The sequence below is a fragment of the Gordonibacter sp. An230 genome (assembly GCF_002159915.1).
Taxonomy (GTDB): Bacteria; Actinomycetota; Coriobacteriia; order Coriobacteriales; family Eggerthellaceae; genus Rubneribacter.
The window spans coordinates 24,932-39,097 of sequence record NZ_NFJP01000025.1; the positions used below are offsets into that span (position 1 = coordinate 24,932).

Here is a 14,166-nt window from a genome sequence, read left to right on the forward strand (position 1 = left end):
GCATCACGCACCTTCCCCGAAAGCGGAGTCCGACGACGCAGCATCGGTTGCAGACGCGCGGGCCGACGCCTCACCAGAAAAGAGCCCGGACGCCCTCGCGGAAGCCGCCCGAGCGCGCTGCCACGGCGTGGACGGCCGATCGAGCAAGGCGCGCGCGTTTTCCATGAGCTGCAAAAGCAGTGTCCTGCGCTCGCCCCCCGGCGCGCATCCGCGCGCATCCGCCAAGCGGGCCGCCGTGAACACGACATGCTCGGGACCGCAGGTCATGCCGCGCATCGGCTCGGGCGTCATGTAAGGCGCGTCCGTCTCGGTGAGCAGGCGGTCGAGCGGCATGCGGGAGGCGGCATCGCGCACCTCGTCGGCGTTCTTGAACGTGAGCGGCCCGCCGAACGCCGCATGGCATCCTTCCGCGAGCCACGGCTCGAGGGTGGCCCAATCGAGGTTGAAGCAATGCAGAAGCGCGCCCGCTGCGGGAAAGCCCTCTTCGCGCATGAGGGCGAGCGCATCGTCATGCGCCTCGCGCACGTGCAGGACAAGCGGCAGCCCCGCCTCTTTCGCCAGGCGGATCTGCCGACGGAACGCATCGCGTTGCGCATCGCGCGGCGAGAAGTCGTAATGGTAGTCGAGCCCCACCTCGCCGAGCGCGCACACGCGCGGATCGGCCAGCCGCTCGCGCAGACGGGCCTCGAGCGCATCGTCGTAGTGCTTCGCATTGTGCGGATGGCAGCCTATCGCGATGCGGACGTGCGGCACCGCATGCCCCGCGGCCCCGAAGGCAACGCTTCCCGCGCCCTCCGGCGCGCCTTCGAGCGTCGCAGCGAGCGCCGCCGCCTCTTCGCGCCACGCGTCCAGCCGCTCGAACGTGGTCGCACCGTCTTCGAACGCGTCGACGATGGTGCAGACGAAACCCACCCCGTGAACAGCGCAGCGCGCGAGCGCGAGCGCCGGATCGGGCAGCAATTGCAAATGGGCGTGCGTGTCGGCCACCGGCGCCTCGAGCGCGGGCGGTTCGACCGCGCGGTACTTCCCGTGCTTGCGCTTTTGGCGGAACAGCGCATCGCGGAAAACGGGCTCGCGGCACTCCTGCCGTTCATCGGACATGATCGCGTCCTTTCTGGCTCGAAGGGATGGGAGTCGGAGAGGGATGTCGAAGGCAAACGGTCGCCGTCGGCATCCCGCGAAGGCCGACCGCCCCGAATGCCCGCGCGCGACGCCTCTTCCGCGCGCAGCCGCAAGGCGGCACGCGGAAGGAGGAGCTACTCCATGCTCAGGTCGATGGCGTCCGTGTCCAGGCGCGGGAACAGGGGGTCGCCGATCTCCACGGCGTTGCCGGCGGGCAGCTGGCCCCAAGCCGTGGCGGCCTCGATGTCGGTCACAGCCGTGATGTCGCCGAGCGACAGGCGGCGGAACACCTCGGCCGACGTGAACGGCATGAGCGGCGCCATGTACAGTGCGATGATGCGGATGGCCTCGAGCGCGTTGTAGATGACCTCGGCCAGATCAGCGGCGGTTTCCTCGCTCTTCGCGAGGTTCCACGGCGCGCTCTCCTCCACGTAGAGGTTCACGCGACCGGCCAGCTTCTGCACCGCAGCGGCGGCACGCGTGAAATCGGCGGCGCCCAGCGCAGCGTCGTATTCGGCGTACAGCTCGTCGGAGATCGCGCGCAGCGGGTTCTCCTTTGCCAGCACCTCGGCGGGCACCTCCGGCACCTGACCTGCGAAGTACTTCTTCGTCATGTTGAACACACGGCTGCAGAGGTTGCCCCAGGTGTTCGCCAAGTCGGCGTTGTACACCTGCACCATGCGCTCCAGGGAGATGGAGCCGTCGGCGCCGAACTGCACGTCGCTCATGAAGTAGTAGCGGTACGCGTCCACGCCGAACACCTTGCACAGGTCGGCCGGTTTGAGGGCGTTGCCCTTCGACTTCGACATCTTCTCGCCCTTGGTGAGCAGAAAGCCGTGGCCGAACACCGTGTGCGTGATGGGCATCCCGGCCGCCATGAGCATAGCCGGCCAGATGACGCAGTGGAAGCGCGTGATGTCCTTACCCACGAAGTGGTACTGCATGGGCCAGCGGGCATCGAACTCGCCGGCGCGCTCGCCCTCGTCGCCGTAGCCGATGCCGGTGAGGTACGCCAGCAGCGCGTCGGCCCACACGTAGGCCACATGTCCCTCGTCGAACGGCAGCGGCACGCCCCAGTTGAACGTGCTGCGCGAGATGGAGAGGTCCTTCAGGCCGCTCTTCACGAACGACACGATCTCGTTCTTGCGCGTCTCGGGGCGGATGAAGTCGGGGTTCTCCTCGTAGAACTCGAGCAGCTTGTCGCCGAACTCGGACAGCTTGAAGAACCAGTTCTCCTCGCCGCCCGCCTTCTGCACGGGGCGCTTGCAGTCGGGGCACACGAGCTGTCCCTCGTCGTTCTTCTCGAGGTCGCTCTCGGCGTAGTACGTCTCCTCGTGCACGCAGTACCAACCCTCGTAGCTGCCCTTGTAGCACCAGCCCTTGTCGTAGAGCTCCTGCCAGAACTTCTGCACGCTCTTCGCGTGGCGCGGCTCGGTGGTGCGCACGAAGTCGGTGTAGGTGATGCCCAGCATGTCCCACGCGTCGCGGAACGCGGGCTCCATGGAGTCGCACCAGTCCTGCGGGGTCATGCCCTTGGCGGCGGCCGTGTCGGCCACCTTCTGGCCGTGCTCGTCCATGCCCGTGACGAACGCGACGTCGTAGCCGTTCATGCGCTGGTAGCGCGCCACGGTGTCGGCCGCGATGGTGGTGTACGCCGTGCCCAGGTGCGGGGCCGCGTTGACGTAGTAGATGGGCGTGGTGAACGAGTAGGTTCCCTTTGACATGCGAGTTTTCCTTTTCTCGAGGCCGCAGAGCGAATGATGCCCGGTCGGCCGGCGTGCGAAGCTTGCAACCTATCTATTTTAGCACGACCACGCACGCAGAGCACCCAGGCCACAAGCCGCGCGCAAAGCGAGCGCGAGGAGCGGGGAGGGGCGTTCGCGGAGCGCCCCCAGTCGGGCGGAGCGAGAACGCGCGGGCGAGAACAAGCAGCCGTGCCGCTCCCAGCTCGACAACAAGAAGGCCCCGAAGTGTCACAGATCGCATTTTATGCATAGGTCAAAGCCGCGAAATCACGAGCGCTCATTTCGCGACCTGCTTTTTGCTGGAAGAAGCGCAGCGGAAGGCGAATCCCGGGCCGAAAATCCATACACAAGACGCAATCCGTGCCACTTCGAAGCGTCCTCGGCACCGGCACGCCTTCGCGCTCCCGCAAAGCACCGCGTCCGCGGCATTGTCGTAGCCGGCGTCCACGACGCCGCACACCTTCGCGCGCACGCAAAGCACCGCGTTCGAGCGCTTCGACCCGATTGCGTTCGACGGCCCGGCGCACCCGCCGGGGGGTCAAGGCGATTCGGCTAGTCGAAGTAGAACAGGTCCTCAAACTTCTTGTCGAGTGCGATGCACAGGACGAGCGCCAGCTTCGCGGTGGGGTTGAACAGGCCTGTTTCGATGGCCGAGATGGTCTGGCGCGACACGCCCACGAGGCGCGCAAGGTCGATTTGCGACAGGCCCGCTTCAGCGCGGGCAGCCTTCAGGCGGTTCTTGAGCTCGAGCTCGCCGTCGTTGCCGTGGATGTCGTCGATCCCGAGGGAAGGAAGCTTCATCATGGCCGGCCCTACATCGTTCCCAAGAGGTACTTGATCGCGAACGTCACGGCTCCGAACGCGGCCAAGAGGCCGCAGACGAAACTTAACTTCATTCTGAACTGGTAAAACTGCCAGAAGCCCATAGCGGCAACGCCGGAGAGCATGATGGCGCCGCCCTGACTGGTGTCCAAACCGCGGAGCACGTCCCAAAGAAACAGAAGCAGCCACATGGCCAGCATGGCGCCGACCATGACCGCGCTTTGACGTTGGTTCAGGATGCGAAACCGCTCGTCGGCACCGCGGTTGTCCTCGCGGCTCTTCGCCAGGATCTCCTCTTTGTCCATGCCGTACCTCCCGAGCCACCAGTCTGATCATCCGAATGTTTCACGTGAAACATTCGTTCGTGTTACTGACAAGTTTTCTTGTCAATGCGACAAGTATACTTGGCGCATCTGAGAAACGCAAGGGGTGCGGTACGTCGACGGCATGGCATGGGGGCGAACCCGAAAAGGCACGCGCGGCGATAACCTGCTATCATCAAGGACATGGAACATCAAGGGAACGACCTCAAAGAGCCGAAGGCCGATACCGAGGCGAAAACCGGCAGCGACGTTTCGGCGGCCACGCCGCCGGGCACCGCCGCGGCCAGAGCCGCCGCGCCCCGTCGGCGCTGGCCGCGGCGGGTGGCTATCGTGCTCGTGGCGCTCGTCGTGGCGGCGGCGCTGGCGGTGGCGGCGTTCCTCGTGTACGCGAGCGACTACTACCGCGATGCGGACGCCGCCCACGAGAACCTCGTGTCCACCCCGCAGCTTCCCGTGACCCAAGGCGCGCACTACCTGGCGTTCGGCGACCACGCGGCCGAGACGGGCCTAGTGTTCTACCCGGGCGCGAAGGTCGAGTACACCGCATACGCCCCGCTCATGCGCGATTTGGCCGCGCGCGGCTACCTGGCCGTGGTCGTGGAGATGCCCTTCAACTTCGCGTTCTTCGGCATCAATGCGGCCGACGAGGTGCGCGAGACGTTCCCCCAGGTGAGAGAGTGGTGGATCGGCGGGCATTCGCTCGGCGGCTCCATGGCGGCACAGTACGCGGCCGACCACGCCGATGATGGCGCGCTCGCGGGCCTCGTGCTGCTGGGCGCGTACACCGCAAGCGACCTTTCCGCCAGCGATCTGGGCGCCCTTGTTGTGTACGGCTCGGAGGACCAGGTGCTCAACCGCGGGAAGCTCGCCGACAGCGCCGCCCTCATGCCCGAGGGCGCGCGGACGATCGAGATCGTCGGCGGCAACCACGCGGGCTTCGGCGCCTACGGCCCCCAGGAGGGCGACGGCACAGCCACGATATCGGCCGAAGAGCAACGCGAGCAAACGATCGATGCCGTAGACTCCTACATCGCATCGCGCGCAACCTGACGCTCCCAACAGCGCACGGTAAAAAGCTGCGATGGTTTGCGAGCGAGGGAAGGCGAAACGACCCGGTTGCAATCGTCTCATCATTGCACGGTTGGTGTCGATTCGGTAACGACCGTCGATCATCGCGCCAACGTCTTTATACTGAGCGCATGCACACAGGATCGGACGTCCGTCAAAGGAGCACGGAGTGACGAAGCCAGTTCGCTCGATCGCAAAGGTCGCCGCCTCGCTTGTGGTCGTCATGATCGTGGGCCTGTTCGCCATCCAAATGCGCTACGTGGCCGCCTCAATGAACCTCGTGAGCATCCCACAGGCGTCGGCCGCCACCTCGCAGCCTGCGACCTATGCATGCGCAACCAGCACGAGCAGATCCGTGGACGTTGAATACTGCAGCGAAGCCGCGGCTATGCGAGATCCCGACAACCCAGCAGGGCTCACCTCCACGCGCCTCGCACTCGACGATGCCTGGTTCTCCGAAGACGCCGGCTCCTACAACCATGGCATCGCCACAGCGTGCGCGGTGCTCAGCGCGGTGTGCAACTCCGAATCGCGCTTCTACAGCAGCGACGGAGCCGAAGCCCCTTACGCCGAACGCGCGCTGACCGCCTTAGGGTTTCAGCATGTGCGCACCGAATCCTACGCACTGCGCAGCACTGTGATTGATCAAGTCGCGGCCCTTATGAACGGGACAAACGACATGTCAGCCTACACGTTCGCCGCGAAGAGCCTACCAAACGGAGACACGCTCGCATTCGTAGGCGTGCGGGGCTCATACGGCACGGAATGGCTCAGCAACTTCAGCATCTTCGAAGCGAGCGGCCTCCCCGATCACGAAGGATACCGCGCCGCCGAACGCGAGGTGGCGGATGCGCTGGCCGTCTATCTGCGCGAAATAGGAGCCGACCCCTCGCGCACCCGCGTGCTGACGACAGGCCACAGCCGCGGCGGCGCCATCGCGAACCTGCTGGCCGCCGAGCTCGCCGACCGTGCAAACGGGCCGAACGCCCTCGCTCGCGAGGACGGCGTGTACGCCTACACGTTCGCCGCACCGGGCGCGACCCGTTCGAAGGCCTGCGACGCCTCGGCCTACAGGGGTATCTTCAACATCGTGAATCCTTCCGACATCGTACCGCAACTCCCGCTCTCGTCATGGGGATACGCCCGCTACGGCACCACAATCGAACTGCCGAGCGTCGGCGACCCCTGCTTCGAGACAGAGCTTCCCGCTATGCAGCAAGCTTACGAACGCAACACCGGCCAAACTAACCAGTGCAACCTCGATGCGCTTGGCTCGCTTGCCGCGTTCGACTCGAAGATCGCCAATCTCTTGCCGACACCCGACAGCCTCTTGAGCCCGACGGGCGCGTTCTCGGCGCTGCAACAACTCGTCGCCGTCGATGCCAACTCGGCGTTTCTGTCGCATTGCCCCGACACCTACATCGCCTGGATGCAGGCCATCGACGAGGACGCGCTCTCTTTCGCGTGAGCGGATGCCCCTCTGCTAAACCGGGATTGACACGAACCCCGCGTTCGCCGAGCCTCGAGCCGAGCTTATCCTGATGGGGTTCGATATCGGGAGGGCGCAAACCGCGTCGATCCCGGTTCGGCACGGGCGTCGCGCCGAACCGGCGGGGGCCTCACTCGGCGGGCCGACTTGGCCTCTATCGACCTTGGTTAACAGAGACGTCGGTGCGAGCGTCAGAGACGCTTTCGACCGACCTCGTGCGGCAATCGTTTTCCATCGATCACCGCACGCGCCACACGCGCGACGGCGTACGCGCCGAACACCGCCGTGTACGCCGCCACACCCTGCACGGCCACCACGCCACCGTCGATCGCGCTGGGAAGCAGCATCGCCGCACTGTGCGCATAGGTGAGCGCGAAGAACGCATAGGCCCACTTCTGCACCCTCCTCCACCGCCGCTTCGACATGCGTGCCTTTACGCACGCAAGCGACGTCACGCCCAACACCGCCAGCAGCACGACAAGCGCCACGCCCACAGCCAACCCTGCAGCAACGAACGGATCGAGCGCCCGCGCCCCCAGCACACGCGTCGCATACGACATCCCGTATGCGACGATATGGCCGCATATCAGGATGCACGCGATGATGGACAGTTCCGCGCGAATGGGAGCGAGATGGCGCCGCACCCTCGATTCGCGGGAGAACACGCCGACGAACATCACCACAGCGAACAGGGCGACCGCCAGCATGCCCTTCTGCAAAAGAAGGAACACCGCACCCTTCACGACGGCGGGCAACAGCCCCTGCGTACCCGCCAAGTACAGCGCCACCAGGACGGCGGCCAGCGCGTACCACGCCGCCGGCGCTTTCGCGATGACCGGTTTCAAAGCAAGCACAGACGCCGCCGTGCATGCGAACACCGCAAGAAACATCATGCGCCCCTACCCTCCCATAATCTCATGTCTTACCGCATTCTTCCCGCCGCTTCTCACCTAGCAACCACGCCCTTTTCCTCCGAATGCGAATGCGGAACAGAGGGCGCGCGAAGGAGACGCCAGGCCTTCCCTAGCCCTTCCCCGCCTCGAACATGCACGCATCGGCCTCCAACTCGCCCAGATAACGCACCCCCAACGAGGCGAAAGCCTGGTACGCGCCCAGACGGTCACGCTCTCTCACCTCGTCCATGAACCGCGGAAGCCATGCAAGCGCATGCTCCCTGGAGAACAGCGCGATGCGCTGCGCCCAGAGGGCGGGACCGGCATCGTCGGGCGCACCGCCCTCGGCATTTGTCGAACCCTCTTCTCGTCGCAGCGCCTCGCCATGCCGCGCGTGCAGAAACGCCAAGAATTCGAATTCCAGAAACACGCTGTCCACCGGCTCGGTGCGAGCGGAGGCGGAGGCCACGCCCGCCTCCGCCATCTGCCGCTCCACATCGAGCGCGCAGCGCGTCCGAAATAAGCTAGGCGCGCCGGAAGCTACGGAGGCCCGATGCAGAAAGCAGCTCTCGTAGGGCCACACGGGAACGTCGACGCCCGGCGTGAGGAACAAGTAGCTGTACTCGCGCCGCAGCGCCTCGCGGTCGGCGCCCTCGAACAACTCCCGGCACCGCCCGATCAACCGCTCGTCCTCAACGGCTGCCGCACCGCGCGCGTCGCCCAAGCTGGCCTCCCAGTCGGCTAGAAACGACCCGTCAACCAACGCGTCGGCCAACCTCCCGTCTTCGGGAAAGCGAAACGCCGCCGCCAGAAGTGCCGCCATATCCGACATGCCCACCGCCCGGCGAAGGGCCTCGCCAACGGGATCCCACACCTTCATCACCTCCCAACGCACCCGGTATGCAAGCCGTTATTGCAGGTAGAACACGTTCGGATTCGTACCCGCATCCTCGCGCAGCTTCACGTATTCGCGCCCTTCGATGGCCCTGCTCACCTCCGATTCAGGATCGTCCAAATCGCCCCAGTAGCGCGCTCGGCCCGGACATAGCTGCATACAGGCGGGCACTTCGCCGCGCTCGATGAGATTGTGGCAGAACGTGCATTTCTCAACCGTGCCCGCCACATGTTTCGGAGCATCCGCCTCGCCCACCACCACGTCGAGGTAGTACTCCGGCTCGCTCTCGATCATCGTGCGAACGCCCTCGTAAGGACATGCCATGATGCACGAGCGGCACCCTATGCATCGCGAATCGTCCACCGTCACAATGCCATCTTCGCGTTTGTATGTGGCGCCCGTGGGACACACGCTCACGCATGAAGGATTCTCGCAGTGTTGGCATTGCACAGGAAGAAACCACAGCACAGGGTTTTCACGCGTGCCGCCTGCGCAGTCGTTGGAAATCGAACCTTTGGCCACCGCCATCCCAAAGTCGTCGAATCCTTCATCTTGTTTCGTGTATACCACGTTGTAGTTCAAATCTTTCGGCAGATTGTTCGCCACCTTGCACGCCGCAGCGCACGCTTGGCAGCCAAAGCAGCGGTTGAGGTCGATCGCCATACCGTAACGCGTCATGCAACATCACCCCCTATATCTTCTCGATCATAACCGCAACGTCGTTGAAAGCCTGATTCGCGATCATAGGGCTGTAGTCCTTCGAAGAAAGGCTGGCAAAGTGTCCCTCAATGAAGTCGTCCTTTTGCCAGCTGCGTCCCGAAGAGACCATTTTGCGCGGCAGACCAGCGCTGATGGCCACCTTCATAACCACGTAGCCAAAGTCGTTAGACAGCTTCACGGCATCGCCCTCGGAAACTCCCAATTCAGCGGCATCGTCAGGATTGATGCGAACGACAGGCTCGCGCTCAAACTCTCGCACATAACCGCACTCCCACCACTGAGTGTGCGTATGGGTACGCATATGCTCGGAAAGCACGCTGTAAGGATACTTCTGGCGATACTCGCGATCCTCCCCTATGAAGACGGGGGTTTCCCAATACAGTCCGCGCTCCAACATGATGTCGAAATCAGTCGTAGCTACGTTGTTGGGAGCCACGGACTCTTGATACAGTTGGATTCGACCGGTTTCGGTCGGAAGCATTTGGCCACCAATTTTGTCACCTTCGGGATAAATACGCACTGCTCCGTTTTCTTCGATGCTCTCTCGCGAAACGCCTAGCGCCTTCCAATAGTCGGAATCCAAGACGATGTCGGTGTACTCGTCACCCGTACACCAGAACTCACCCAAGCCTAACCTGTCGAGAATGGCGCCGAATATCTCGAAATCAGGCTTCGCCTCGCCAAGCGGCTCAATGCATTTATCCTGCCGCAGCAGATAAGGATGGCTTGAGAACAGAAAGCCTATATCCTTCTGTTCGAACCAATGCGCGGCAGGTAGCACAATGTCCGCGTATTTGCACGTCTCGGTCATGCACATATCGGCCACTACAACAAATTCAAGCGCATTGATCCAACTTTCCGTGTAATCGCGGTTGCACATGGTGACCATCGGATTCGTGCAATGTATATAAGCGCTTTTCACCACATAATCTTCGCCTTTGAACGTGCCCGTGGAGAACACATCGTAGAACACCGTGGTGTCTAGATGCCCCGCCACGCCCGGCGCCACGTTGCCGACAGAATCGGTTGGAAAACATGCCTTGGCAATGTTTGAATACAGCATTTGAGGGAGATACTCTTCACTTTGGCCGATAGCCGCCCCGGGCTTGCCGTAATTGTCGGTGAGAAGAGCAACCAGATACACCGGCCATCCAGTGTAATGGGCGTTGCGGTAATGGTTGAGACCCTGCATAATCTCAGTCGTCACCGGTCCGTCTTCATGATAAATACGCGCCAGTTCGCGAATATCTTCTGCCGACACACCGCATACCTCGGCAGCAGATTCCGGAGCCCATTGGGAGATGTAACTTATGGCGTTCTCGTACACAGTCTGAACCTTGAAGCCGTCAACATTTCCTACGCCCTCAAGCACCGGAGCAGAAGCCTCATTGAAGGGCACGGCCTTGCCCGCCGCCTCATCCCAAACCGCCGGTAGGTCGACTACCTTAGGTTTGCCCGTCACGGGATCAACACCCCCCTCCACCGGCTCAACGCCCAAGTCGCTCATACGCAAGAACATGCCATCTTCCTTTATAAGAAGGCCGCAGTTCGTCTTGCCGCGCAACGTACCGTCATCAATCCAACCGTTCTCAAACAGCACGTTCAAAACGCCAAGTGCCAACGCGCCGTCTGTTCCAGGCTTCACGGGAACCCACCAATCGGCCTTTGCGGCGTTGGCGTTGAAAACCGGGTCGATAACGACCAAACGCGTGCCGCTTTCCTTGGCTTCCATCATGAAATGGAGCGTATGCGGCAGCGAGATGGCCGGATTATTCCCCCATAGAACCTGGGTTTTCGCATTTTTTCGATCAGTGAGTTCATTGGCTAGATCGGCACCTCCATGAGCGCGAGTGGCACCGTAACCGGTCCCCACATCGACGTCGAGGCTACCATCGGTACAACCGAGGATGTTCTCGAACCTCACAAACGCGCCAACCGCATTGCAACTGCCGCTCAAAAGAGAGTAATTGCCCGACCCATAGAAAAACATAATAGACTGATTGCCGTATTGCTCGCGATAGCCCTTCCATTTCTCCGCGATGGTATCTAGGGCTTCATCCCAAGTGATGCGCTCAAACTCCCCCGATCCGCGCTCTCCTACGCGCTTCATTGGATACAGCACGCGATCAGCACTGTAGATGCGCCCCACATGCGTAAGACCACGAGGACAGATACGATTGTATTCTGCGTTCGGAAGGTCGCGCGCCGACGTGCGAACGACTTGGCCATCGCGCACATGCACGTTCAGGAAACATCCTCCCCCGCAGTTGCCGCGACACACGCCAGCGAACAGTTCCTCCGCTCCGGCTTTTGGAGGTTCGGACGAACTCTCCACCAGCGCATCCGTCTGTGCCGAGCATCCCGTCAACGCCCCTGCCGCCGTCAGCGCCGCAGCCCCTTTGATGAACGAGCGGCGCGTGAAACCCGAGCTGCGAGAGCCGGTCGATTGAGCAGTAGTCATACTCTCCCCCTTCCTTCGCCTTACAGCACGCATGCTGCGTAGAAGCAGTAACGGGCGCAGGCTACGGCGGCCAGCAGGCACGCGAACGTCGCCCACGCGCCAGCACGCAAAACCAGCTTGCCCTGCTTCGTCAGATACACCAACACGATGGCAACCGCAGCAAGCGCGGCGGCGATCACGAACAGCGCCATGTCGGCACCCACTCCGGCGAAATGCACGGCCTCCAGCGCAAACGCCACAAGGGCGAGCGCGGCCAGCGCCACGAGCGCCACGAAGAAGCCGCCTTTCCCCATCAAGCCGTTCTCGAACACGGCCACAAGCGCCGCGCCCATCGCCAGGTTGCCGAAGAAGTACAGCGGAAACGTCTGCCACGACGCCCATGCGGGAATGCCCGCGGACACGAAGTAGGCGTTCGCCATCACGAACATGAGCCCCAGCGCAGCCACGGCCCCCACGATGCGCAGCGCGCACGGCGCGGGGCCCTTCGCCTTCGCCAAAACGAGGTCGACAAGCAGCACGACGCCCAACGCCGCCGACCAGTACGCCTCCTGCGCGATCATGGCTCCGGGTTGCGTGAGCGCGATGAGCATGCGCTCGGGATGCCCCAGATGGAGCGGCAAAAACACAAGCCCCACCGCCAGCAGCGCCAAGCACGTCAGCGGAAGCAGCCACGGACGCACGGCAGACGCGCCGCCTTCGCCCGTCCTCGCGGCCTCGGCAGCCCCATCGGACCCGCCAAAGCCGCCCGCTTCGCCGGCAGACGCGCCGTGCATGCCCCCGCACCCGCTCACGGAAAACGCCGCGTTTGCAACGTAGGCTCCGGCAGACAGGCCGGCGAGCGTCGTGAAAACGAACAACGGAAACTCCGAAATCACGTTCTCCCCCTTTCTCTGCGTATCTCGTCCCTGAATGGGAAGCGGTGCGGGCGGTTGCCTAGGATACGCCGAGCGAGTCCCCTTCTCATTCGTTAGTGTCATACTAGTATGATTCACTAGTTCAGTCAAGGGGTATTCCACCTTGCCCGGTTTTGTAGGATAATGAAGCTGAGGAAAACGACGGGTGAAACGAACGAGCCGAACGAAGCGGGAGAGACGGACGAGCCGGGTGAGCCGAACGAACCAGGCGAAGCGAACGAGCCGGACAAGCCAGGCGAGCCGGACGAGCCGGGAGATGCAGGAGAAGCGGACGGAAGAGAGCGCGTGTACGGACCTTTGGTCATAGCCTATTTGTTCCTAGGAGGCATCGCAGCCGGCGGCTTTTTCGCAATGGCTGCATGGAGCCTTGCGTTCGAGCGCTCAACATCCGCGATCGGACGGGCGCCCTCGGATGCGGACGGCTACCGCAGACGAACGGGCAACGCCATCGCCGCCCCTGCCCGCAACGCCAGCAGCATCTCCCTTCGCTGCACGCAAGCGTTCGCCTCGCTGCAGGCGCGCATGTACACGCTCTGCCTCTTGCTGCTCGCCTTGGCCGTCGCGCTGCTGCTATGGGACCTCGGCCGCCCCGAGCGCGCGCTGCTCGTGCTTTTGCACCCGCACGCCACCGTCATCACGTTCGGCGCATTTTGCCTCGTCGTCGAGACGGCGCTTGGTTTCCTGCTCGTGCTGGGCAGCCTTTTTCGCCTCACCTTCGCACAGGGTCGCCTGAAACGCGCAGCCGAGATTCTCTGCTGCGCCTTCTCCCTCGCCACGATGGCCTATACAGGCGTGTTCCTCGTGGGGAACCTCGCAGTGCCGTTTTGGAACACCTGGACCATCGCGGCTGTGTTCACCTGCTCATCGCTATCGGGTGGCATTTCGCTGTTGCTGCTCGCAGACTACTTCATCAAGGACCAAACACTGCTTTTGCGCGCTGTGCGCCCACTGCAGAAATGCCACCTCGCCTGCCTTGCCACCGAAGCCGCATCGATCACCCTTTTCATGAGCGTCGCCTTCGGAAATCCCAACGCGCAAGGCTCGCTCGACGTCCTGTTCTCCCCCGGCATGCTGGCCACCGCGACGGTGGGCGTGCTCGGCTGCGGGCTTGTCGCGCCCGCCCTTCTGGAAACCTATTCGCTCGCGCGCAAGGAATGCCGGGCCGTCCCCGTGTCCGACGTCCTGTGCCTTTTCGGCGGGCTGTGCTTGCGCTACTGCGTGATCGCATGCGGGGGAATCTGACGACAACAGGAAAGGTGACATGCAAAGACTCGACAACGACAGCAACGACGCCATCGTATTCCGCGTGGACGAGACGTCCGACCTGCCCATCTGGGCGCAGCTGCGCAACCGTATCGCGTACCTCATCCGCACAGGGCGCTTCAAAGCGGGCGATCAGCTGCCCAGCGTGCGCAGCTTGGCAGCCGAGGCGAAAATCAACTACAACACCGTCGCGAAGGCGTATCGCGACCTGGAGCTCTCCGGATTCATCGTGTCGGTGCGCGGCCGCGGTATGTTCGTACAGAAAAGCGTGGCGGCAAGCAGCACCGAGGAGGACGCCATCGACGCGCTCGTGGAGAGCTGCATCGAACAGTACCGGGCCAAGGGCATGGCCTACCGCGAGGTGCGCGAGCGGATGACCGAGATCGTGGACAGCCTCGAACGCAGAGCCCGCGAGGCCGAGGAGGAGAAGAGGGACTATGCGACCGTTTAG

At 63.1% G+C, this 14,166-nt stretch carries 13 protein-coding genes; 4 read left to right on the forward strand and 9 right to left on the reverse strand.

The window, feature by feature from the left end; genetic code table 11:
* Positions 1-3 precede the first annotated feature (3 nt).
* From B5F40_RS12240 to B5F40_RS12260, 4 genes are all read right to left on the reverse strand, one after another.
* Positions 4-1,101: a TatD family hydrolase gene (locus B5F40_RS12240; RefSeq protein WP_087194568.1), complete on the reverse strand. Its 1,098-nt coding sequence runs from the start codon at positions 1,099-1,101 to the stop codon at positions 4-6.
* Positions 1,102-1,256: 155 nt separating this feature from the next.
* On the reverse strand, positions 1,257-2,846 hold the full coding sequence (gene metG / locus B5F40_RS12245; RefSeq protein WP_087194569.1) for a methionine--tRNA ligase: 1,590 nt from the start codon (positions 2,844-2,846) through the stop codon (positions 1,257-1,259).
* 573 nt (positions 2,847-3,419) lie between these two features.
* Positions 3,420-3,671, reverse strand: a complete 252-nt coding sequence (locus B5F40_RS12255) for a helix-turn-helix transcriptional regulator (RefSeq protein ID WP_087194571.1) — start codon at positions 3,669-3,671, stop codon at positions 3,420-3,422.
* Between the two features lie 8 nt (positions 3,672-3,679).
* Complete coding sequence (locus B5F40_RS12260) at positions 3,680-3,994, reverse strand: DUF6442 family protein (RefSeq protein WP_087194572.1); 315 nt, start codon at positions 3,992-3,994, stop codon at positions 3,680-3,682.
* A 201-nt stretch (positions 3,995-4,195) separates the two neighbouring features.
* On the opposite strand from B5F40_RS12260, the gene B5F40_RS12265 reads away from it, so the two are divergent.
* Positions 4,196-5,062: an alpha/beta hydrolase gene (locus tag B5F40_RS12265; RefSeq protein WP_239443041.1), complete on the forward strand. Its 867-nt coding sequence runs from the start codon at positions 4,196-4,198 to the stop codon at positions 5,060-5,062.
* 187 nt (positions 5,063-5,249) lie between these two features.
* Positions 5,250-6,548 carry a lipase family protein gene (locus B5F40_RS12270; protein ID WP_239443042.1) on the forward strand — a complete coding sequence of 433 codons (1,299 nt, stop codon included), beginning with the start codon at positions 5,250-5,252 and terminating at the stop codon, positions 6,546-6,548.
* Between the two features lie 212 nt (positions 6,549-6,760).
* Here B5F40_RS12270 and B5F40_RS12275 read toward each other — a convergent pair whose 3' ends face one another.
* The 5 genes from B5F40_RS12275 to B5F40_RS16000 all read right to left on the reverse strand — a co-directional run bounded on the left by B5F40_RS12275 (position 6,761) and on the right by B5F40_RS16000 (position 12,413).
* Positions 6,761-7,462 carry a ferric reductase-like transmembrane domain-containing protein gene (locus tag B5F40_RS12275; RefSeq protein WP_087194573.1) on the reverse strand — a complete coding sequence of 234 codons (702 nt, stop codon included), beginning with the start codon at positions 7,460-7,462 and terminating at the stop codon, positions 6,761-6,763.
* Between the two features lie 130 nt (positions 7,463-7,592).
* Positions 7,593-8,342, reverse strand: a complete 750-nt coding sequence (locus tag B5F40_RS12280; protein ID WP_087194574.1) for a TorD/DmsD family molecular chaperone — start codon at positions 8,340-8,342, stop codon at positions 7,593-7,595.
* A 30-nt stretch (positions 8,343-8,372) separates the two neighbouring features.
* Positions 8,373-9,035, reverse strand: a complete 663-nt coding sequence (locus B5F40_RS12285; protein ID WP_087194575.1) for a 4Fe-4S dicluster domain-containing protein — start codon at positions 9,033-9,035, stop codon at positions 8,373-8,375.
* A 13-nt stretch (positions 9,036-9,048) separates the two neighbouring features.
* Positions 9,049-11,538 carry a molybdopterin-containing oxidoreductase family protein gene (locus tag B5F40_RS12290; protein ID WP_162610972.1) on the reverse strand — a complete coding sequence of 830 codons (2,490 nt, stop codon included), beginning with the start codon at positions 11,536-11,538 and terminating at the stop codon, positions 9,049-9,051.
* Between the two features lie 20 nt (positions 11,539-11,558).
* Positions 11,559-12,413, reverse strand: coding sequence for a dimethyl sulfoxide reductase anchor subunit (locus B5F40_RS16000; protein WP_140396501.1), 855 nt, complete (start codon positions 12,411-12,413; stop codon positions 11,559-11,561).
* A gap of 162 nt (positions 12,414-12,575) precedes the next feature.
* Here B5F40_RS16000 and nrfD point away from each other — a divergent pair, with 162 nt between their 5' ends.
* On the forward strand, positions 12,576-13,694 hold the full coding sequence (gene nrfD, locus B5F40_RS12295; protein WP_087194577.1) for an NrfD/PsrC family molybdoenzyme membrane anchor subunit: 1,119 nt from the start codon (positions 12,576-12,578) through the stop codon (positions 13,692-13,694).
* Between the two features lie 19 nt (positions 13,695-13,713).
* Positions 13,714-14,166 carry a GntR family transcriptional regulator gene (locus B5F40_RS12300; protein WP_087194578.1) on the forward strand — a complete coding sequence of 151 codons (453 nt, stop codon included), beginning with the start codon at positions 13,714-13,716 and terminating at the stop codon, positions 14,164-14,166.

Bases quoted from the DNA above. Each gene is read 5' to 3' on its own strand.
- B5F40_RS12280 (WP_087194574.1), bottom strand. From the start codon at position 8,342: ATGAAGGTGTGGGATCCCGTTGGCGAGGCCCTTCGCCGGGCGGTGGGC.
- B5F40_RS12265 (WP_239443041.1), top strand. From the start codon at position 4,196: ATGGAACATCAAGGGAACGACCTCAAAGAGCCGAAGGCCGATACCGAG.
- B5F40_RS12260 (WP_087194572.1), bottom strand. From the start codon at position 3,994: ATGGACAAAGAGGAGATCCTGGCGAAGAGCCGCGAGGACAACCGCGGT.
- nrfD (WP_087194577.1), top strand. From the start codon at position 12,576: ATGAAGCTGAGGAAAACGACGGGTGAAACGAACGAGCCGAACGAAGCG.
- B5F40_RS12255 (WP_087194571.1), bottom strand. From the start codon at position 3,671: ATGATGAAGCTTCCTTCCCTCGGGATCGACGACATCCACGGCAACGAC.
- B5F40_RS12275 (WP_087194573.1), bottom strand. From the start codon at position 7,462: ATGATGTTTCTTGCGGTGTTCGCATGCACGGCGGCGTCTGTGCTTGCT.
- B5F40_RS12300 (WP_087194578.1), top strand. From the start codon at position 13,714: ATGCAAAGACTCGACAACGACAGCAACGACGCCATCGTATTCCGCGTG.
- B5F40_RS12285 (WP_087194575.1), bottom strand. From the start codon at position 9,035: ATGACGCGTTACGGTATGGCGATCGACCTCAACCGCTGCTTTGGCTGC.
- B5F40_RS12240 (WP_087194568.1), bottom strand. From the start codon at position 1,101: ATGTCCGATGAACGGCAGGAGTGCCGCGAGCCCGTTTTCCGCGATGCG.
- B5F40_RS12290 (WP_162610972.1), bottom strand. From the start codon at position 11,538: ATGACTACTGCTCAATCGACCGGCTCTCGCAGCTCGGGTTTCACGCGC.
- metG (WP_087194569.1), bottom strand. From the start codon at position 2,846: ATGTCAAAGGGAACCTACTCGTTCACCACGCCCATCTACTACGTCAAC.